Source organism: Candidatus Enterovibrio altilux (assembly GCF_002381345.1).
GTDB classification, from domain to species: Bacteria; Pseudomonadota; Gammaproteobacteria; order Enterobacterales; family Vibrionaceae; genus Enterovibrio; species Enterovibrio altilux.
The window spans coordinates 16413-38266 of record NZ_CP020660.1; the positions used below are offsets into that span (position 1 = coordinate 16413).

Below are 21854 nucleotides of genomic sequence, written 5' to 3' on the forward strand. Positions count from 1 at the left end.
TGTTTCCTAAATCAGAGAATTAAATTATTAATCTACGCTCTAATTAGCTAGGCTCGCTTAAACATTCAGGTCTATGAATAAGCTCCGTTACAAAACAACTAACTGGATGCAATATAATCAAACTTTAATCAATCATGGTTAACTAATGTTTTGGATTAATGAAGAAGCCATTCAGTTATTCAATTAAATTAAGCAGGGTAACAATGGGAGACCTCGTTTACTTAACAACTTAGCCATTATTACGGTCTTCATGGTTAAATGCATATTTGCAATGCCATGGAGAGATTTGCAAGGATTCATTAATTTTGTTTTCAAACTTGTTCAACTGCCATTGCCATGTTCTCACTATTCATGTATTAGCAAGCGAGTCAAAACGGTTAACGTCACGTTCAAGACGAAGAATAAAGAAAGCATCCAATACTTAACCATTGATTCTAGGGGGCTTAAAGTTTGTGGTAAAAAATGAAAAGTAAAAAAGCATGGTATTGCAGGGAAACAGTGAGTCTGCTGAAAGCTACATTTAGTGGTAGATATAAATACGCATGAAACTATTGGTGCTGAGTTAAGTGCATCAAATGTAACTGACGGTGAAGTGTTATCTAACTTGCTCAAACAAACCTGCTGAAAAATTAATGAAATATCAGCCTATGGCTCTTCAATATTACGAAATAGTTCGCATTAAACGAGTGTTATCCGCGTAATGTAACGGTCAGTTTCTAGAAGTTATATGGTTCCAATTAATATTAAAAACCGAGGTATAGTAATCATAAATATTCTCTATCAAAGCCGGCAATATTTGAGTTAAAAAACTACTGGTAGGACGTTGAGCTTAAGAGATCAGAATGCTCGAATTAGCGAGATTTACGTTATGATAAAAGCGTTAAAGAAGCTGACAGGATTAGATATGCCTAAAACAAAAGCGATCATTTCATTGTTAATCATGCTGGGATTTGCTACCTGAACTCAAATTAGGGAATAAAACTTCAATATATCACGTGGGTCATGAATTTCACCACAATATTTTAAACGACAGTTTTCATGTTGAATTGCTCATGGGACACGAAATATTGGCTCGTTGATTTATTCGTAAATTTAGTACTGAACATGCTGAAATAATAAATGTTTTTAATAATTTTCAATGTGTTATGCATTATAACATTGAAGGAAGCCGAGAAGGTAAGATCTTGAACTTACAACTAACCTAACAGGAAGTCTTGGTGCAAGTCAACGTCCTTATGTAACGTTACGATAAAGAAATATTATAGAACGACTTTCACGCCTATGAAGTAGGCATATTATTTTGTGACTTTAAACGTTTCACTTGATTACTTGGAGCGAGGCAAAATTTTAATTTGTCGTTATAGTTGCTAATTTTTTCTTTGTGTTTATTACGTTGAGGTAAGAGAGTGCTTAAGATCTAATTTTTAAAACTATCTGTCTTCTTTTTTGCATGGCATCTATTGGTGCACGATTCTTTCCTTTGACAACATTTGTTTAGTAATGGTGAAATGAATACATCATTATAATTTTTATAAATCATTAAATTTTAATGTTATGTCCAGACTACTTATTATTAATAAGCTGAGCACGTGAAATTTTGCTGCTTAGCAGAACATTTTATTTATGGTTCAAGGAGACAGGAATGAAACTAATCAATGCGATAATCAAGCCTTTTAAACTTGATGATGTGCGTGAAGCATTAGCTGAAGTTGGTGTAGATGGCCTGACGGTATCTGAAGTAAAAGGTTTTGGCCGACAAAAAGGACATACTGAGCTATACCGCGGCGCGGAATATCAGGTTGATTTTTTACCAAAAATAAAACTAGAAATTGCTGCACACAATGAAAACGTTGATGAAATCATCGAAGCTATCAGTAAAGCAGCACAGACTGGCAAGATTGGCGATGGAAAAATTTTTGTTTATGATCTTCAACAAGTCGTACGTATTCGTACTGGTGAAATGGATGCTGAAGCAATTTAAATACGTTTAGGGAGTAAATAACCATGGAATTAGCAAATACAATAATAGAGATGCGTTATGCACTTGATACATTTTTTTTCTTAATGTCAGGTGCATTGGTTATGTGGATGGCGGCTGGTTTTGCCATGCTAGAAGCAGGCTTAGTTCGTTCGAAAAATACCACTGAAATTTTAACAAAAAACGTATGTCTTTATGCTATAGCTTGTACTACTTACTTGCTCGTAGGTTACAATATTATGTATGTTGATAACTCTGAAAGTGGCTGGTTACCATCGTTTGGCCATTTGATCGGTTCGCAAAGAGAAGGTGCCAGCCATTCTTTAGAATCTGATTTTTTCTTCCAAGTGGTCTTCGTCGCAACAGCAATGTCTATTGTATCTGGTTCGGTTGCTGAACGCATGAAGCTTTGGGCGTTCCTTAGTTTCTCAGTCATTTTTACAGCAGCAATTTATCCGGTAGAAGGCTACTGGACTTGGGGTGGTGGCTTTTTATCAAAAGCAGGTTTTAGTGATTTTGCAGGATCAGGTATTGTTCATATGGCGGGTGCATCAGCAGCATTAGCAGGTGTATTACTACTGGGTGCGCGCAAAGGAAAGTACGGACAAAGCGGACAAATTTACCCAATTCCAGGTTCAAACATGCCATTGGCGACACTAGGTACTTTTATCTTATGGTTTGGGTGGTTTGGTTTTAATGGTGGTTCGCAATTAATGCTGTCAGATTTTAAAAGCGCTACGGCTGTCGGTCAAATATTTTTGAATACTAATGCCGCAGCGGCAGCCGGTGCCATTGTTGCTTTAGCAGTATGTAAAGCGACGTGGGGTAAGGCGGATTTGACCATGGTATTGAATGGTGCATTGGCGGGTTTGGTTGCTATAACCGCTGATCCATTGTCACCATCACCCGTTGCTGCATTGCTTATTGGTAGCTTTTCTGGTGCGATAGTTGTTATTAGCATAATCGGTTTGGACAAATTGAAAATTGATGACCCAGTTGGTGCGATTTCGGTACATGGTGTATGTGGTTTGTTCGGCTTAATGTTGGTTCCTTTGAGTAACGTAAATGCGTCATTTAGTGCTCAGCTTTTAGGTGCGGTTATTATCTTTGCTTGGGCATTTAGTGTTAGTCTCTTAGTATGGGGTGTTTTAAAAGTAACGATGGGTATTCGTGTTGGTGAAGAAAAAGAACTTGACGGTATGGACGCTCATGATTGTGGTGTAGATGCCTACCCTGAGTTTATAAGCATTAAATAAGTAGAGTTCACGACTTTGTTTCTTCAATCAGAGAACTAAATTATCAATTTACGCACTATACAGCATAAATGTACTTAAATATTTAATTTGTTTAATAAATTATTTCTATAAAGCAATCAACTGGAAAGGCTTTGTTTCCTAATTTGAGTTTAGATAGTGAATAATGTTGGGATTTACGATCTGAATGCAAATTAGGAAACAAAGCCCTAACTGACTGCTAGATTGTTGCGGATGACCTCTTTCCCAAAAAGTTGTTCCTTTTTTTGGTGGAATGAGTGGAACCGCTCGTTTAATACGAACGGTTTCATAACATTGTCTGGTGTCGCAAGCCCTATCGGCTAATATTGCATTAGTTTTTTGTCGAGTCTGCTTGAGCAAGTTAAGTAACACTCAACTGCCAGTCACATTTGATGCACTTAACTCATCAGCAATCATTGTACTCATATTTACATCTACCACAAAATGTAACTTACGCCAGACTAACCGTTTCACATCAGTGCCATGCTTTTTATTTTTCATTCTCCTTCATTGTAGATTTTGAGCCCCTATAGAATCAATGGCTAAGTGCTGGATAGTTCCTGTATTCTTCGTCTTGAACGTGACGTTAACTGTTTTGGCTCGCTTACTAATGCATGGATAATGAGGGCACGGCAATGGCAGTGAAGAAAAGTAAAAAAACACAACTAATGAATCCTTGCAGATCTTTTAATAGCATTGAAAATACGCATTTAACTATGAGGCCGTCGTAGCGATTAAGTTACTAAATAAATGAGGCCTTCTATGATTGTCTTGCCTAGTTTGATTCCATAGCTGAATAGCTTCTTCATCAATCTAGAATGTGAGTGAGCGGCTATTCATTAAAGCTTGATAATACTGCTTCCAGTTAGTTTTTTTGTAGCGAGATTTGTTCATAGACATGAATATTTCAGTTAGCCTAGCTGTGTGAGAGAGTTGATTGAAAATTTAGCTTCCTATTTTAGGAAATAAAGCCGATTACCATAAACGGTTTTCTAGGCTTGCACCATAATAAAAGCATTAAATAAGCTGGTAGGATTAAGTATACTTATAACGTAAGCAATCGTTTAATAGTGAATCATATTGAGATTTGCTATCTAAAACTGAATTTGGAACAACGTTAGAGTCCCTGTGAGATAAATTATTGCAAAATTTAGAACTTAATAGTTTTCCATATAATGATGTCAGCTTCTTCTATGAAAATACAATAAGTGTTATTGTATACGCTTCAATAATATGTATACTAATTTTTTTAATAAAAAATTATTTTTTAGTTTCAGTTTAAAAAATATTTAATTAAAAATTTATTGTAGTATTTATGTTGGTACTTGAATTGATAGGTATTAATAGTGTTACATATGCTGTGGAAATAGTGAATGTATATTTCTACCTCAACCATTGTTGATGGAACTAACGTGGTGAATACAGACTTTCACGTGCTGTTGACGGGTGATATCTCTTGTTTGATTAAATTAGTGAGTGAAAATTGGGTTTAGTTATGTAATCGTGACATGATTAATGAACACCTCTCGCACAATGCTGAGACAGTGATAATAGATAAATTTCTGTTCGCTGTGTTGTTTACGCCCCAAGGGAATGGTTGTGATAAAGAAAATTATTTTAAAAAGCTGCTGCAATGTTCCGCTAGGCAACTATTACTATCTAAGTAAGATATCGTCTGATAATAAACAAATAGCTTAAATGTATAGTGTTTACTGCCATTACTAATAGCTAATGATAAGCATGTGAAGATTAGCAGTATAAAATGACATAATATGTGTAAAATAGAAAATGCATAAATTTAGATGGTGTTTTGGCTCCAGACATAGTACAGCCAATGTATGTAAAAGATCGCGTAAAAGCGATGAAATTTTTAATAAATTACAATTCCACTTATAATGCTTTTATCCTGTGAAGGTAATGGTAAAAAGTATTTCCCTCAGTGTATTCTGACGGCATAATGTAGTAGATAATGTTAGCACAGAACCTATTTTTGAAAATTAATAGCTGGGTATTTACATTACTGATAATTTTACCGATTTTAGTAATCTTCTATACTGCTATAGGTGAAACTACTGATGTATTTAGCCATCTGATGTCTACAGTGATAGGTACTTATACGCTCAACACAGTATTATTAGTTACGGGAACTGTATTTTTATCTTTGATTATGGGCATTCCCTCTGCATGGCTAATGGCAAATTACTCTATCTTTGGTGATCGCTGGTTACAGTGGGCATTAGTTCTTCCTCTTGCAATGCCTGGTTATATTGTTGGTTATATTTATACTGATTGGTTTGATTATGCTGGACCCATTCAGTTGTTTCTTAGATACGTATCGGGGTGGACATCAGTAGCACAATACTGGTGCCCTGATCTTCGCACCTTACCTGGAGCATGCTTTGTCTTAGCGCTTGTCTTGCATCCTTATGTTTATTTACTGGCCCGCGCGGCGTTTATGGAGCAAAATCTTACGTTAACACAATCAGCACGATTGTTGGGTTGTTCACCCATGCAAAGTTTTTTTCGTATCTCCCTACCTTTAGCTCGTCCAGCGATTGCTGTAGGTGCTTCTTTGGTGGCCATGGAAGCATTGGGAGACTTCGGAACAGTCCGTTATTTTGCAGTGAGCACGTTAACGACGGCAGTATATGACACATGGCTAGAATATTCTAACCTAAATGCAGCGGCCAAAATTTCGGCTATCATGTTACTGGTTATTTTCTTCTTGATAAGTAGTGAACGATACAGCCGCCATAAACAAGAATTATTTTGTCAACATGCCTGTGCCGATAAAGTCACTAAAGTGCACTTACGAGGAAGATACAAACTATTTGCCACAGTTTGGTGCTGGAGCCTGTTTATCATTGCATTTATTGGCCCGTTTGGTCAGCTGCTTATCTACACGAAAGATTATTATTTTTCAAGCTCCATTGATAATTTTTTTCAGTGTAGTTTGAACAGTTTATACGTCTCTTCTGTAGCGGCAGTAATTGCACTAGCGATTGCTTTACTGGTAAATTTTTATCAACGTTTTTCTGTCACGGCATTACGTAATGTACCTGCGCGCTTAGCATCGCTAGGTTATGCCGTTCCAGGCACTATTTTGGCAATAGGTGTGCTCATTGCTCTGACTAGTGCTGATCACCTGATGAATAGCATTGCAAAAGAAACGGGGTGGGATAAGCCAGGATTGCTGTTTTCCGGATCTATGTTTGCGTTATTGACCGCGTTTGTTGTGCGTTTTAGCGCAATTGCAATAGGCAGTGTTGAATCAAGCTTAGCTAAGGTCTCTCCTTCACTGGATATGGCTGCGCGGACTATGGGATGCAGTATGCGTAGCATGATTAAGCGGGTTCAGCTCCCATTGATTCGTCGTGGGTGCTTAATTGCTATATTGCTAGTGTTTATTGAATCAATGAAGGAACTAAATGCTACACTTTTGCTGCGCCCATTTAATTACGAAACGCTGGCAACTTATGTTTTTAACTACGCATCGGATGAACAACTTGAATACGGAGCATTACCTGCTGTTTTGTTAATACTAGTAGGGCTAATTCCGTTGATCATGATTAACCGTTCTTTGGAGCAAAGCCATTTATGAATGATGCGCTATCCGTTAGTAACGTGACCTGTCGCTACAATGGTCAAGCCGTATTAAGTCACCTTTCATTTAATGTAGGTAAAGGTGAAATTATTTGTTTACTGGGCTCTAGTGGTTGTGGCAAAACGACCTTATTAAAAGCCATTGCAGGCTTATTACCATTAGACGATGGCACAATGGCAATAAATGATCGCATAATTGTAAATATGCACCTCAATGTACCACCAGAGCAGCGAAACGTTGGCATGATTTTCCAAGATTATGCCTTGTTCCCACACCTAACTGTAGGCGGTAATGTTTCGTTTGGCATTAAACATTGGAAAAAATCTCGTATTGACGCTCGTGTAAAAGATATGCTTAAGTTAGTAAAACTGGATGGTTTAGATGGTCGTTACCCACATCAGCTTTCTGGTGGTCAGCAGCAACGTGTTGCTATTGCTCGTGCACTCGCTTGTAAGCCTGATTTATTATTGCTCGATGAACCATTTTCTAATATCGATACGCAAGTTCGTCACAGCTTAATCAAAGAAATAAAAAAAATTTTTAAGCAACAAGGTGTTACTGCAATATTTGTTACACATAGCCGTGAAGAAGCTTTCGCTTTTGCGGATAAGCTTGCGGTGATGAATCGAGGTATGATTGAACAATATGGTGATTCAACTGAGCTGTATTACCGTCCAAGTAGTCGCTTTGTTGCCGATTTTTTAGGACATAGTTCATATGTGCCAGTATCAAGCATTGATAATAAAAGTATGATCACACCGTTAGGTGAATGGCCTATTGAGCAAAAAGACCGTGGTCATGCATTAGAGTGGCTTATCCGTCCTCATAATTTATCAATACTACCTGATAGTAAGGGAAATGGGATTGTGTGTGATGCACAGTTTATGGGGGATAACTGCCGATATTTGGTAAAAGTTAATGGTCAAATACTAATAGTATATTCAAACCAATTGCTTGATACTGGTGATAAGGTACGATTAACAATTCATCCCCATGTCCCAATATTGTTTGAATTAAAATAAAAATTTAAGTAATAGGTGACTCGCTATAGTTGGATGACCTATGACTGAGGCTTTTTTATGTCCAAATATAGTCAAAAATTTATGATCATAATTGCTCAATAATATTTTGATGGTACAATAGTAAATAAACTATAAGATGAGTGTTGAAAATCGTTTAGATAAATACAGTATTAGTTTAAGGTATTTATTACGCCTAATAAATGTTCATTTTACTTACTACATATTCTAGCAGCATTGCAATGGTTTTGTTTTCTAATTTTAGCGTTGTTAGCTTATTTAATGCTTTTATCATGGTGTAGGCTTTGCCAATTTGGGTAAGTTGAACATTGTTCAAGCGTATGGCTTCACATACAATGACATTAAAATAGAATTCCATCTGTATTAATAAAATTTAGTTAAACGTACTAGGATTAACATGAATGTTAAAACACGTTTTGCACCAAGTCCGACTGGCTTCTTGCATGTAGGCGGTGCCCGTACTGCATTTTATTCATGGCTTTATGCTAAGCACACTGGTGGAAAGTTTGTTCTTCGCATTGAAGACACTGATATTGAGCGTTGTACTCAAGAAGCGATTAATGCGATTATTGAGGGAATGCAGTGGCTAAATCTCGAGTGGGATGAAGGCCCGTATTATCAAACTAAACGATTTGATCGTTATAATGCAGTTGTCGAGCAACTTTTAGCTGAAAATAAGGCTTATAAGTGCTACGCTTCCAAAGAACTTCTTAATGAAATCCGTAAAGAACAGATTGCTTTTGGCACTAAACCTCGATATGACGCTTATCATCCGCGAGTGATAGCTGCAAATACAGAAGCAACAGAAAGCTCACTTTTTTGTGTTCGCTTTCGAAATCCCAAAGAAGGTTCAGTGGTCTTTAATGACAAAATTCGTGGCCATATTACAGTTGCAAATAGCGAACTTGATGACTTGATTATTCGCCGTACTGACGGTACCCCAACGTATAATTTTTGTGTCGTTGTTGATGATTGGGATATGAAAATTACCCAAGTAGTTCGTGGTGAAGATCATATCAATAATACGCCCCGTCAAATTAATATCTATAAAGCGATTGGAGCACCACTCCCTGAGTTTGCTCATTGTTCGATGATTCTAGGTGATGATGGCACCAAACTTTCCAAACGCCATGGTGCGGTGAGTGTGATGCAGTATCGTGATGAAGGCTATCTGCCTCAGGCTGTGTTGAATTATTTAATCCGATTGGGGTGGTCTTATGGTGATCAGGAAATATTTTCTTTGGAAGAGATGATTAGTTTGTTTAGTTTAGAGGCAGTTAGTAAGTCAGCATCGGCATTTGACGCGGATAAACTTTTGTGGTTAAATAACCACTATATTAGGTCGTTAGAACCGAAATATATAGCTAAATACCTTCAGTGGCACTTGGATAAAAAAGAAATTAATACTTCGAATGGTCCTGTAATCACTGATGTAATTCAGTTAGTTGGTGAACGTTGTAATACATTAATTGAGCTCGCAGAACAAAGTCGTTATTTTTACCAAGACTTTGAAAATTTTGAAGACTTTGAGACGGATGCAGCTAAAACATACCTTCAGCCTGCTGCTAAAGAAGCACTGGAATTAGCGCTGAATAAAGTGAAAACGCTTCATTCCTGGACTACGGAAAATCTGCATACGGTTATCGTTGATATTTGCAATGAATTAGAGCTTGCAATGAGCAAAGTAGGTATGCCTCTTCGCGTTGCTGTAACGAGACAAAGTCAGTCTCCCTCAGTCGATGCTGTTATGATGTTAGTTGGAAAAACTCGGGTTATCACCAGAATTGAACAAGCACTAACGTTCATTTCTCAATACGAGGTGCAATAAACCTAAATTACTTATTTTACAAATTCTTATGCTGTAAAATTTTTTTAGTGAGGTGTTCTTTTATATCTAAGTTTTTGGATAAAAGTTATATTTATTTTTTATTTACTCAATATAGTCGAAAAGCAATATGATTATATTGTTAAGGGTCTCCTTCAGTATTTGAAATTTTACGATGTTAATTTTTCTGTTGGTTGGGTGTGCATAAAGTTCATAAGTGTAGTTTCTATTTTTATATAAACCTTTAATATTTAATATTTAATATGTTATTCTTCCATGTTTTTTCGTTACAGATTAAGTTACACAATGTTGACAGTCTAACTTAATAAATAAATAAATACCAATGTCATAGATTAACTGTGTCCGACTAAGAATGACGAACTGCTCATTGGTATTCCTTAATTTGAGTTCAGATAGCAAATTCCACATGAAGAACTATCAGACAATTGCTTTCGTTTGAGGTATAGTTTTATACTATCAGTATATTTAATTTTTTTATCATGGCGTAGGTTTTGCTAATCTGCGCATGGTAATGTCTTAAGCTCAAGGTTCCTCCAAGTAACTTATGAACTCAAAAAATTGTCGTCTCTAATAGAGAACATTTATGGTAACTATACTGCATTTTTCAATGCTAATTTGAACCATGTAATGTTTGGAAATTTATTGATCAATTGTGCGGATAATCTCGATTCCTAAAAATGTTCCTTTTTTAGTGAAATTAGTAGAATTGCGTGTTTAATATGAACAGTTTTGTAACACTACCTAGGTGTAATAAGCACTATCGCCTGATATTTCTTTGATTCTTCGACGGGGTCTGTTTAAGCAAGTTTGAAAATAAAATTAATGAAATTTTGCAAACCTTTGAATAGCATCTTCATCAATGCAGAATGTTAGTGAGCCATGATTAATTAAAGCTTGATTATACTGCTTCTAGTTAGTTGTTTTGTAGCAAAGCTTATTCATGAACTTGAATATTTAAGCTAGCCTAACTGATTCGAGTCAAAAAACTACTTAAAAGAATATTGAGCCTCAAGGAGTAACTATGTTCGGATTAGTGAAATCTACGCCATAATGATAGTGTTAAATAAGCTGACCAGGTTCAGTATGCCTAAAATTAAAAACGATTGCCTAATACTGAATCATGTTGGGACTGGCTATCTGAACTCCCATTAAGCAATAAAGCTTCAAACAAATTTAATGCAAAAATATATAATAAACTATAGTGCGCAACGCCACTACCATGGCAAGCCATGTTGTCTAATGTTGCCGCTTGAATGTACTTACAATGCTTGTCAACAAAGTATAAAAAAGTACATTGAGGTACTCCTTATGGAAAATATTTAAATTTATCATTTGATTTAAGTGCTACACATCAGTATTAATACTGTTATTTGTGTTTAGTTTTATTTCTTAATTTGAATGTAGAGAGAAAGTAACAACATGGTGCATTACTAAATGCTTACTGTCGTTTTAGGTACTCCTAATAAAGGATAATTATCAGGTGCTCAAGCCCGCATATTCAAGTAAATTGCTGGACTGGGACTTATGGTATGTTACTAGTGATGACGCTGTTGATTGGAAATGTATACAATGCATTCTTTAAAAAATTCACAGAATTAGTGCTTTACATACTACTATTTTTGAAAAAAATATTTTTTTAGGGTCAAGGAACTTAGGCTGAGCATCTAGTACATAGATATCAAGCACTGCTTTTACACGTACAAATATTTTTCGCATACGGTTTAAAACTTACAAAATCAGTTGGACTCGGTACAGCAAGGTAGATTGCATCAATATCATATTAATTTACAATAAAAAGAGCTCATTTACAGTGAAATGCTTGTGTTACCAAAGTGAATTGATTCGCATCGAAAATTGCATAATTGAGGACAAGATTATCGTCTGGGGTACCAGCAAGTAGCATGTCCTGTTTCATTGTCCACGGTTCATTATAAAAAAGATGTGCATTATCACCACTTAGTAATAGTATATCAAATTTCTTCTCTTGATAGAGAAGCTTGAGCAGCTTCAATACGATCAATATAATATAGATTGCGATGTGTACCTATGTATTTACTGGTGCCAAAACCAGGGTAATATGGCGTGGAAGCATGTTTAGGATCGAGTAATATATCCGTCTTTTACGATTGGTAAAATACTCAGAAGTCTATCACCGCTATTATAAAAAAAGCAATGTAGCAGAGAGAATAGTGAATTATAAATATTCTTTTACGTAAAGGCATTTCAGGTTAAACAGTATTAATTTTTAAAAAATTAAGTTAATAATAGCAAAAATATGTAAATAAAACAGTAGTATCCGTACTTGAATCTACTACGCAGTAGATCTATACTAAAAAGCGGTGCGTTTATACTGGCGGTATTCTGGTTGCCAGAATATGGCGGATATTTTCTTTTTTAATGCATCTTCAGTTAATTCAACCGCGACGCCTTGTTTAATGGCTTTTTTTGCTACTGCAAAAGCAATATGTTTAGACACAAAATGAATGTCTTCTAATGGGGGAAGTAATGCTCCAAACCCTGATTTTGCCAATGGTGAGCATTCAGAGAGTGCGTGACTCGATTCCATTAGCATCTCATCAGTGACTCGTTTAGCGTCAACAGCAAGGACACCTAAGCCTATACCAGGGAAAATGTAACTGTTATTGCATTGTGCAATGGGAAATATACGCCCGTCATCTAATAAAACGGGCGCAAATGGGCTTCCTGTTGCTACAAGTGCTTTGCCATTGGTCCAACGAAGAATATCGGCAGGTGTAGCTTCAATACGACTAGTTGGGTTTGATAGAGGAAAGATAATAGGGCGCTTACAGTTTTTGTGCATGGTTTTAATCACATCTTCGCTGAATAATCCTGATGCGCCAGATACACCAATTAAAATTGTTGGTTTAGCATTTTTAACCACGTTCAACAACGATACAGTTTGGTCACCAACTTTCCAGTCTTTCAGTATTTTATGCTTTTGTGTGAGTTTGTGTTGAAAGTCGAGTAAATTTGGCATGGTGTCAATAAGTAAACCACAGCGATCAACCATGAAAATAAGGTCACGTGCTTGTTCATCGGAAATTCCTTCAGATACCATCTGTGCAATTATTGCCTCTGCAATACCACAACCTGCTGAACCTGCACCTAAAAAAGTAATGCGTTGTTTTGCAAGTAAAGTGCCAGCTGCTTTACATGCAGAGATTAATGAACCAACAGTGACAGCAGCGGTACCTTGAATATCATCATTAAAGCAACAAACGCGATTTTTATAGCGCTTTAAAAGTGGCATTGCATTTTTTTGTGCAAAATCCTCGAATTGAATAAGAACATTAGGCCAACGACGTTGAACGGCCTGAATGAACTCTTCAAGAAAATCATCATATTCTTCTCCCGTTACTCTGGAATGGCGCCAACCCATATACATTGGATCTGAAAACCGTTGTGGGTTATTGGTTCCAACATCCAGAATGATAGGTAATGTGTATGCAGGACTGATACCGCCACATGCGGTATACAATGCTAATTTCCCGATAGGAATACCCATACCTCCTATACCTTGGTCGCCCAGACCAAGAATCCTCTCACCATCAGTCACAACAATGACCTTAACGTTATGACGAGATGCATTGTTCAGCATCTCGTCTATACGAAACCGGTTTGGATATGATATGAATAGACCACGACCACGACGGTAAATGTTGGAAAAATTTTCACATGCTGCGCCAACAGTTGGAGTGTAGATAATAGGCATCATCTCAGTAACGTGGTTGTTAACCAGTCTGTAAAATAGTGTTTCGTTAGTATCTTGAATATTGCGCAGATAAATGTGTTTATCCATATTATTTTCGAAGCGCTGATACTGTTTATATGCACGCTCAGCTTGTTCCTTGATGGACTCGATGGCTTCAGGAAGAAGGCCTTCAAGGTTGAAAAACATACGTTCTTCAATAGCGAAGGCGCTACCTTTATTAAGCAATGGAGTTTCTAATAACGCTGGTCCAGCGTAAGGGATATAGAGAGGACGTTTTTGATTATACATTATTAATAATAACTCAAAGCATTTAAAATTACAATAAAATATGATAAATAGTATGACTTTTAAGTCAAAAAATAAAATTTCATTAATGATGCATAAGTATCAAGTAAAAATTTTTTAACAACAGACACATAGAAATAACGAACTTATAATAATAGTCCATTATTTATTTGGTGTTAATGTAGTGTAGAATAAAATTTCAATTGAAATATGTAGATACAGATAAAATTTAATTTAGTTTAAAGAGTCGTTTGTAAGGGAATGGAAATAAACTTACTTGTATCCTACAGTCCCAAACAATTACCATTAAACCAATGCTAGCACTTTATTTTCCATTTATACTCGTTGCGAGTGAATCACAATGATCCTGCTACAGAAAAAACTAATAATCAAAGTGGATGTTGGTACAGGTAAATCTACTCTCGTTCCGTGATGAGCAGCCAGTTTTGAAAAGGTATTAGTGATAGGGTATTGTCGCGTAGCGTGTGTTTTTTTAGTTTGGCTTGTTTGTCGCAAGTATTAGCTTGAAAGTAGGCGCAGACGTGCATGATGCTATTAAGGTTGACTATTGATTTACTGATAAATCAAAGATGATTATTGTCGCTCTGGCACTGCATTCTATTGGTTTAACTAAAATAAATTGGGCCATATATTCAATAAGTTGATTTTGCCTTAAAAGTAATTTGCATGGTCAATGAATGTGCTACTGATTTTATCGTGTATTTCAGTTCATGTTAAATATCTAATCACTTTTTTATGAAGTGCTTTCAAACATTCTACGACGGTAAAATTTTTGTTTCAATGGGTTTCGTTTCCTAATTCGAGTTCAGATAGCAGATCCCAACATGATTAACGATTAAATAATTGCTTTTATTTTATGTATACCTAGCCCAATTAGCTTATTGAATATTTTTAGCATGATATCAATTTTGCTAATTTGAGCATTATGCTTTCTTAAGCTCAATGTCCCTTCTAGTAGTTTTTTGACTCGAAACATTGCTGTCTCTGATAGGGAACGTTTATTGTAACCATACCTCGTTTTCCCATGCTGATTGGAACCGTATAACTTCTGGTAATTAATAGCTAAAGGTAACTTGCCCCAAGCTTGCTGTTTCCCATCAGTACCATGCTTTTTTACTTTCCATTCTCCTTCACCGTAGACTTTGAGCCCCATAAAATTAATGGTTAAGTGCTAGATACTTTCTTGATTTTTTTATCTTAAACGTGATTTTAACCGTTTTGGTTCGCTTTCTAATGCATGAATAATGAGGGCATGACAATGGCAGTGGAGCAAGTTTAAAAAATAGAATTAATGAATTCTTGCAAATCTCTCGATGGCATTAAAAATACACATTTAGCCATGAGAGGTGTCGTAAAGGCTAAGTCATTAGATAAACAAAATTTTTATTTTACTCTGCTTAGTTTGGTTTCATAGCTGAGTAGCTTCTTTACCAACCCAGAATGTTAGTGAGCAACGATTAATTAAAGCTTCATTGTACTGCTTCTAGTTGGTTGTTCTATAGCGAAGCTTATCCATAGACCTGAATATTTAAGTGCGCCTATCTGCTTAGAACGTAGATTAATAATTTAGTTCTCTGATTTAATAAACAAAGCCTCACAACTTCGACAGTGATAGATTATCTTATGTTGAACTTCTAATCTTTGCTCTTGATATGAGGTCAGCATTGTTTGCATAATACATAGCTGGATTCTCATTGTGCTTAAAATCAAGCAACTTCATTTAACACGGGTATATAATGATATTCATTAATTTTGGAACACATGTCGTTAATGGATGACTTAAGGCAGGTACTATGCGTATGCAATTTAGATCTGAGGTGGTCCCAATCTCACTGGTTGTAGTAGGTGCAACATACGAACCATGGTTAGCAACTTTGGAACAAGCAGGATGGCATTGTCATCGTTGCTATGACCTCAGAGCCGCGCAAGCCCTCCTTCAGGACGTTGGTCCTTGTATTGGCATAGTAGATATTAGGCACGATGATTTCAGCTTGAATGGAATAGCATCACTTATTAATCGCAATAAGCAAGTGCGTTGGTTGGCACTTATCCGTGAAAATCAACTTAACAATGATGCGATCTGCCAGTTTATTGTTAGTTTTTGTATCGATTATTTTACATCTTCTATCCCTGATAACCAATTAATGAGTACTATTGCACACCAATTGGGCATGCTCAGACTTGAGCGTCATGTATGGCCTCAGCTTGGTGATCACAGTGACATGGGTCTGCTTGGAAAAACGTCAATTATGAAAAAACTGCGTGACCAAGTACGCCGCGTTGCTCTGATGGATGTTTCTGTACTTATTCACGGAGAAAGTGGGACGGGTAAGGAGCTGGTGGGTATGGCTATCCATAACGCGTCTACACGAGCAAAAGGACCCTTTATGTCAGTTAAATGTAGTGCGCTTCCTGAAAAACTCATTCGATCGGAATTATTTGGGGATAGTTCAACGGAAGGTAAGATCCAAAAAGCTCATCAAGGAACGTTGTTCTTGGATGAAATCGGTGATTTACCATTTAACTTGCAATCAAACCTTTTGCATCTGCTTCAAGATAGTACCGTTGAATCACATAATAATAAATATGCAAAAAAAATAGATGTGCGTGTAATAGCTGCGACTCATATGGTTTTGGAAAAAGTGGTAACGGAAGGAATGTTCCGTGAAGATCTTTATTATCGTTTGAATGTTCTACGTATCTTTGTGCCTTCACTCAAAGAACGTGGTGCAGACATTCCTGAGTTGGCAGAATACTTTTTGTTGAAATTTGCTCGTCAATATAATACGCAAGCACGTACCTTTTCAGAAGAAGCTAATAAAATTTTGGTCAACTATAGTTGGCCCGGTAATGTACGTGAACTCATTAATCAAGTGAAACGTGCTGTTTTTTTGGCAGATAATGTGGTAATCGAAGCAGAACATTTAGATCTTCCACGTCAAGGAGATTACCAACAAAGTCTACGCAAAATTCGTGAAGAATCTGAACGTGATGCATTGTTGACTGTATTGGAGAACAACAATGGTCAAGTCTCTGCTGCTGCAAAAGAGCTGAGTGTTTCACGTGCGACCATGTATCGTCTGCTGAATAAACACAGTTTAATTTCTGCTCCGCGTAGTTTTCGTTGATTCAGTATGCTTTAGTTAGCATAACAATCGTCTTAGCAGTTTTGATTTGATTTGCACAGCTTTGTTTTCTAAATCAGAAAACTAAATTGTTAATTTATGTTATAATCTGCTAGGTTCACTTAGATATTTAGGTCTATGAACAAGCTCCACTACAAAATAACCAATTAAAAGCAATATAATTAAGATTTAATCAACCGTGACTCACTAACATTTTGGATTAATGCAAAATTTATTTAAATATGGAATCAAACTAAGCAGGGGAATCATAGGAGATCTCGTCTATTTAGCGACTTAAGCATTGCGAAGGCCCTCATTATTCATGCATTAGAAAGCGAACCAAAACGGTTAACGTCACGTTTAAGATAAAAAATAAAGGAAGTATCCAGCACTTAGTCATTGATTTTACGAGGCTCAAATTCTACGGTGAAGGAGAATGGAAAGTAAAAAAGCACAGCATTAATAAAAAATAGCTAGTCTAGCGCAAATTACATTTAGCGGTAGATATAAACGTACATAAGATGATTGCTGCTGAGTTCAGTGCATTAAATGTAATTGACGGTGAAGTGCTACCTAACTTACTCAAACAAACCCGTTGAAAAAATCAATGAAATATCAGCCGATGGTGCTGACGACACTAGCTAATGTTACGAAATCGTTCGTATTAAACGAACGGTTTCACTCATACCACCAAGAAAAAGAGCAATTTTTTGAAGGCTAGGTCGTCCGCGTAATTTAGTGGTCAATTGCCATAAACGTTCCCTATTAAAGAAGGCAATGTTGCGAGTCAAAAAAATCACTCGGTGTAACATTGAGTGTAAGAAATCATAATGCTCAGATTAGCTAAATTTACGTCATGATACAAGCGTTCAATAAGCTGATTGGGTTCGAGATTCCTAAAATACTCGTTATCGTTTAATAACTCATCATGTTGATATTTACTATATGAACTCAAACTAGAAAATAAAATTTATTTTAGGTGCTTTTATAGCATAAAGTTCTAGTTTAAAACTATCCTATATTGTGTTGCTTTCAACAGTTGGATAAGCATTGCTTATTAGCATGCAACTATAAACAGTGCGGTGTTAATGCTGCCTTAATTATTACTTTCATTAAAAATTTTTATTCATAAAGGAAGAAAGTTTTTTGTCACGCGCAATATCTTGCAATGCGGCTTCAAGCAGACGGTTTAACGCAATTTCCATATCTACAAATGATGCACTTATTGTACCTTGAGTTGTTGACTGGCCGGAGTAGCGTTGCACAAATTTATTATTACTTGTTTCAGCAACTAACTGAATTTGAACATTGGTGGTTATAGTATGAGAGAAAGCTGAATATTCAACTTTCACCAGTGAATTAAGAAGATCTAAGCGAAGCTTACCTTTTGCATGGGTAGTTACTCGATAGCCTTGAGAACTTAACTGACGTATTAACGCATTTTCAAGCATAATTCGCATATTTGATGTAGGATGAATGAGCTGTATATTTTGGGGGCCATTATCGATAATTGCAACGAATTGTGCGGTACGCAAGTCGCGGCTTTCAACCATAACCAGTACATTTTGAGTAATAGCAATGGATGAGATAGTTGGTTGTGGAGAAATTGTAAGCTGTGATTTTTTAGATGTTGAGCAAGCACTCAAAGCTAGAATAAACCCAGATACAAGCAAAAGTTTTTTCATGGTTTAATACATTCCTTTGATACTTGCCTTATTTAGAAGCTTCAACCGCAATAAACTTACTATCGAAAGTAATAATTTGTGAATTATCTAGAAAATGTTGCAATTTAGCGACTTTATTTCCTAATTCGAGTTCAGAAGCAAATTGTCCACATAATTCACTATTAAGCAATCGTTTTAGTTTTAGGTATACCTAACTTAGTCAGTTTATGTAACGCTTTTATCATGCCATAAGTTTCGCTAATCTGAGCATTATTCTATCTTAAGCTCTATGTCCCTCTCAGTAGTTGTTTAATTTAAACCATTGATATTTTACTATGGAACATTTATAATAACTATACTCCGTTTTTTAGTGCTAATGGGAACTATATAACTTCTAGTAATTGACTGCTAAATGACTCATATGATTTTGCTTCCAAAAAGTGCTTTTTTTTGGTGGGATGAGTGGAATCTCTCGCTTAATCCGAACAGTTTCGTAACATTGTTTGGTATCGTAAGCACCGTTGGCTGATGTTTCATGGATTTTCAGTGGGTCTATGTGAATGATCTAGGTAGCACCCCCTGTCAGTCATATTTGAGGCGCTTAACTCAGTAGCAATGACTTCATGCGTATTTATATCTACCGCTAAATATTACTTGCGCCAGACTCCCCATTTTCCATCAAGACAATGCTTTTTTATTTTCTATTTTCCTTAACCGTAGACTTTGAGTCCCGTAAAATAAATGACTAAATTCTAGATGCTTCCTTTGTTCTTCGTCTTGAACGTGACGTTAAGCATTGGGGCTCGCTTGTTAATGCATGAAGAATAAGGACATAGTAATGGTAATTGAGCAAGCTTGAAGTCAAAATTAATGACTCCTTGCAGACTTTTCAGTGCATTGAAAATACGCATTTAACCATGAGGGCCGGCGGAGTGACTAAATAAACGAGGTTTTCCATGATTACCCTGCTTAGTTTAATTTTATAGCTGAATGATTTCTTTATGAATCTAGAGTGTTAGTGAACCACGATTGATTAAAGCTTGCTTATAGATTTCAAGATCTAAGTGAATTTAGAAGATTAGAACATAGATTGATAATTTGATTTCCTGACTTAGAAAACAAATCTGTTACACAAAGAAATATCACCGCATGAGAGTATGCTTACCAACCAAATAAAGATTTAGATTGCTTTTTACGTATTTCCGTCTCATCAGCCCATTCAATCATGCCAGATTCCAGATCTATCAAACGCATCGTCATCTTGTAATAAACATTTTCATCATTACTAGTGCGCTTGTTGATACTAGACAAGTTACCATACAGCATGTATTGCGCACTCACCATTTCACCAAATTGAGTTGCGGTACTATTATTTACTAATATACTATTTTTTTGAAAATTTAACTGATCGTGCACAGCATCCATACGAGTCATATCAACAAAGCGAAATTTTTTAGATTGAAGCAGACGAGTGCTAATACTATCCGTAATAGATTCAGTATCAATATGTTCAGCTGTTTTATTTTTGATTGATTCAACAAATAAAATTGGATGATTGTCTCGTATAATTTCAGCAATTTTACTCGAATTAAGCATGCTGTCTGTCATGTCGACAGCAATTTTTTGCAAGTCGGTAGAACCGAACTCTATGGTGGTCGTTTCCACTTCCTGCGAATCACCATAGTTCACTTTTTGCAAGCAGCCACCCATAAGGAGCATCACTCCCACTAATATAATTATGTTTTTATTCATTTCATAATCCTATTTTAGTCATGACCAGATATGTCACTGAATGATACGTAATGACAGAAACACCACGGTGATTCACACTAGATTCCGCTTAAAAAGCTTTGCCAATAAATAACGTTACCACCGTGTCTGAATAACCATAGCAACGTTATCTGATCTGATTTGAGTATAATGTTTATTATTTTTCCATCTGCAGTAACTACATGCTGTCCGGCTGGGTAGAAACCACTATAAACACCCGCGGTTTGTGGCAATGTTTGCCAACTACGTGTATCGGGTTGGTCACTCAACACGTTGAAAATATTAGCAACTAAATTATTTATACCACGCTTATTTTGTTCTGCTAGCGACTTACGAACTGCATTTTTTGCCACAATTCGCAACACTTGCCGTGCGGCCATCGAGGGCAGAGATTCGTTAAGAAACTGCTGTGCCATAGCATTTACGTCAGTGAGCTGCAACGGTTTTACCAAAATATCATCAATCAATATTGCACCTTGAGGTGTGTTAAATAATGAACGGTAATATGGTAACGACACTGAATAAGACACAAGATTGTTATGATTATCGTACAACCATAAAGGTAATCTCCATGCATGCCTGGCGTTGACTATGTTCTGTTCATTTAAGATAACCAATGTCGCACTATTATGCACAGGTTGTACATATGGACCATATTTTTTTTCAAGAAGAATTAGTGCACTTTGACGACCTTGTTTTATGGCAACGCGTTTAGCAGACTCAGCAACGTATGTATTGTTAGGTTCAACCGCCAATGCACGGTTATAATCAATAAATGCACTATTCAAATTTCGTTCAATTTCATGCAATAAACCAGACAGATAAAAAAGATACCCATTTTGAACGCCGCCTAACATTTTTCCAGCATCAGGATAATGAGAAATTATAGCGCCTATGTTATCTGATATGCCATTTTGCTGAATAGTATTTTTAATTTGTTTAAGTTCTTTCGCTCGTAATTGCAACGCATTTTTTTGCACATAGTTTGCACGGCGCGCTTCAACCAACGCTCCATCAAGATCACTTTTTCTTAAGTAATTCAACATTAAATAAAGATGCATAAACCCAAGCTCATACCCTGGTGGTGAGTATGTTAGCATATTGTTATTACTAAACAACGAACCGACTTGATTCAAACCTTCGGAGAGTGGCATGATCGCCTGACGTTGCTGTTCAGTCACCTGAGTATCAACTTTCTGTAATATGCTTTGGCTCAAGACAGCATCGCCAGCAAGTAAAGCCAAGCGTCCCCGCTCCATACCCGTTAAAATATCACTATAAAGTGTATTAGGAAATGATGTCAATGCTGCTTGATATTGACCACGTGAAGTGAGCATTCTTGTTTTTTCAAGTGCTGCCGAGTAGTGACTAAACAGGGTCTGAACGGATAAATTTGCACAACCAACAAGTGCAATGCACAACGTACTAACAACAAATAGATAACAATAATTGTCCGTCTTGGCCTGTTTGCAATGAAAAATACGTTGATTTAAAAAATACATAATAATATTTGA

11 protein-coding genes and 6 pseudogenes are annotated in these 21854 nt (G+C 36.3%); 8 read left to right on the forward strand and 9 right to left on the reverse strand.

What is annotated here, in order from left to right; all coding sequences use genetic code 11:
- Positions 1 to 73 precede the first annotated feature (73 nt).
- From BTN50_RS00075 to BTN50_RS00085, 3 genes and pseudogenes are all read left to right on the forward strand, one after another.
- A pseudogene (locus BTN50_RS00075) lies at positions 74 to 961 on the forward strand (transposase).
- 681 nt (positions 962 to 1642) lie between these two features.
- Positions 1643 to 1981, forward strand: a complete 339-nt coding sequence (gene glnK, locus BTN50_RS00080) for a P-II family nitrogen regulator (protein WP_096618580.1) — start codon at positions 1643 to 1645, stop codon at positions 1979 to 1981.
- A 23-nt stretch (positions 1982 to 2004) separates the two neighbouring features.
- Positions 2005 to 3234, forward strand: coding sequence for an ammonium transporter (locus BTN50_RS00085; RefSeq protein WP_096618581.1), 1230 nt, complete (start codon positions 2005 to 2007; stop codon positions 3232 to 3234).
- A 225-nt stretch (positions 3235 to 3459) separates the two neighbouring features.
- On the opposite strand, the pseudogene BTN50_RS10555 reads toward BTN50_RS00085, so the two are convergent.
- A pseudogene (locus BTN50_RS10555) lies at positions 3460 to 4146 on the reverse strand (IS5 family transposase); the annotation flags it as partial.
- A 1075-nt stretch (positions 4147 to 5221) separates the two neighbouring features.
- Here BTN50_RS10555 and BTN50_RS00095 point away from each other — a divergent pair.
- The gene (locus BTN50_RS00095; protein WP_096618583.1) at positions 5222 to 6853 is read left to right on the forward strand and encodes an ABC transporter permease; all 1632 of its coding nucleotides are present in this window, start codon (positions 5222 to 5224) and stop codon (positions 6851 to 6853) included.
- The gene (locus BTN50_RS00100) at positions 6850 to 7878 is read left to right on the forward strand and encodes an ABC transporter ATP-binding protein (protein WP_096618584.1); all 1029 of its coding nucleotides are present in this window, start codon (positions 6850 to 6852) and stop codon (positions 7876 to 7878) included. The genes BTN50_RS00095 and BTN50_RS00100 overlap by 4 nt, the downstream gene beginning before the upstream one ends.
- Positions 7879 to 8071: 193 nt before the next feature.
- On the opposite strand, the gene BTN50_RS10560 is transcribed toward BTN50_RS00100, so the two are convergent.
- Positions 8072 to 8212 (reverse strand): hypothetical protein, encoded by a 141-nt coding sequence (locus BTN50_RS10560; RefSeq protein ID WP_190319711.1) that lies wholly within the window; start codon positions 8210 to 8212, stop codon positions 8072 to 8074.
- 81 nt (positions 8213 to 8293) lie between these two features.
- Between BTN50_RS10560 and gltX the strand changes: the two genes are divergently transcribed.
- Positions 8294 to 9724, forward strand: coding sequence for a glutamate--tRNA ligase (gene gltX / locus BTN50_RS00110; RefSeq protein WP_096618586.1), 1431 nt, complete (start codon positions 8294 to 8296; stop codon positions 9722 to 9724).
- An 852-nt stretch (positions 9725 to 10576) separates the two neighbouring features.
- On the opposite strand, the pseudogene BTN50_RS10565 reads toward gltX, so the two are convergent.
- The 3 genes and pseudogenes from BTN50_RS10565 to BTN50_RS00130 form a co-directional block, all read right to left on the reverse strand.
- A pseudogene (locus tag BTN50_RS10565) lies at positions 10577 to 10684 on the reverse strand (IS5/IS1182 family transposase); the annotation flags it as partial.
- 1387 nt (positions 10685 to 12071) lie between these two features.
- Positions 12072 to 13763 carry an NAD-dependent malic enzyme gene (locus tag BTN50_RS00125; RefSeq protein WP_096618587.1) on the reverse strand — a complete coding sequence of 564 codons (1692 nt, stop codon included), beginning with the start codon at positions 13761 to 13763 and terminating at the stop codon, positions 12072 to 12074.
- An 853-nt stretch (positions 13764 to 14616) separates the two neighbouring features.
- Positions 14617 to 15243, reverse strand: a pseudogene (locus BTN50_RS00130) (transposase).
- A gap of 331 nt (positions 15244 to 15574) precedes the next feature.
- Here BTN50_RS00130 and BTN50_RS00135 point away from each other — a divergent pair.
- Positions 15575 to 16909 carry a sigma-54-dependent transcriptional regulator gene (locus BTN50_RS00135; RefSeq protein WP_096618588.1) on the forward strand — a complete coding sequence of 445 codons (1335 nt, stop codon included), beginning with the start codon at positions 15575 to 15577 and terminating at the stop codon, positions 16907 to 16909.
- Between the two features lie 189 nt (positions 16910 to 17098).
- Positions 17099 to 17825, forward strand: a pseudogene (locus tag BTN50_RS00140) (IS5 family transposase).
- A 193-nt stretch (positions 17826 to 18018) separates the two neighbouring features.
- Here the strand turns inward: BTN50_RS00140 and BTN50_RS00145 are convergent.
- From BTN50_RS00145 to BTN50_RS00160, 4 genes and pseudogenes are all read right to left on the reverse strand, one after another.
- On the reverse strand, positions 18019 to 18591 hold the full coding sequence (locus tag BTN50_RS00145; RefSeq protein ID WP_096618589.1) for a YajG family lipoprotein: 573 nt from the start codon (positions 18589 to 18591) through the stop codon (positions 18019 to 18021).
- 161 nt (positions 18592 to 18752) lie between these two features.
- Positions 18753 to 19640: pseudogene (locus BTN50_RS00150) on the reverse strand (IS5 family transposase).
- A gap of 91 nt (positions 19641 to 19731) precedes the next feature.
- Positions 19732 to 20322: a penicillin-binding protein activator LpoB gene (gene lpoB, locus BTN50_RS00155; protein WP_096618590.1), complete on the reverse strand. Its 591-nt coding sequence runs from the start codon at positions 20320 to 20322 to the stop codon at positions 19732 to 19734.
- 77 nt (positions 20323 to 20399) lie between these two features.
- Entirely contained in the window at positions 20400 to 21842 is a 1443-nt protein-coding gene (locus BTN50_RS00160; protein ID WP_223823300.1) for a COG3014 family protein, read from the reverse strand.
- Positions 21843 to 21854 lie beyond the last annotated feature (12 nt).

Excerpts from the sequence above, each read along its gene's own strand:
- glnK (WP_096618580.1), top strand. The coding sequence starts at position 1,643 with ATGAAACTAATCAATGCGATAATCAAGCCTTTTAAACTTGATGATGTG.
- BTN50_RS00085 (WP_096618581.1), top strand. The coding sequence starts at position 2,005 with ATGGAATTAGCAAATACAATAATAGAGATGCGTTATGCACTTGATACA.
- BTN50_RS00095 (WP_096618583.1), top strand. The coding sequence starts at position 5,222 with ATGTTAGCACAGAACCTATTTTTGAAAATTAATAGCTGGGTATTTACA.
- BTN50_RS00100 (WP_096618584.1), top strand. The coding sequence starts at position 6,850 with ATGAATGATGCGCTATCCGTTAGTAACGTGACCTGTCGCTACAATGGT.
- gltX (WP_096618586.1), top strand. The coding sequence starts at position 8,294 with ATGAATGTTAAAACACGTTTTGCACCAAGTCCGACTGGCTTCTTGCAT.
- BTN50_RS00125 (WP_096618587.1), bottom strand. The coding sequence starts at position 13,763 with ATGTATAATCAAAAACGTCCTCTCTATATCCCTTACGCTGGACCAGCG.
- BTN50_RS00135 (WP_096618588.1), top strand. The coding sequence starts at position 15,575 with ATGCGTATGCAATTTAGATCTGAGGTGGTCCCAATCTCACTGGTTGTA.
- BTN50_RS00145 (WP_096618589.1), bottom strand. The coding sequence starts at position 18,591 with ATGAAAAAACTTTTGCTTGTATCTGGGTTTATTCTAGCTTTGAGTGCT.
- lpoB (WP_096618590.1), bottom strand. The coding sequence starts at position 20,322 with ATGAATAAAAACATAATTATATTAGTGGGAGTGATGCTCCTTATGGGT.
- BTN50_RS00160 (WP_223823300.1), bottom strand. The coding sequence starts at position 21,842 with ATGTATTTTTTAAATCAACGTATTTTTCATTGCAAACAGGCCAAGACG.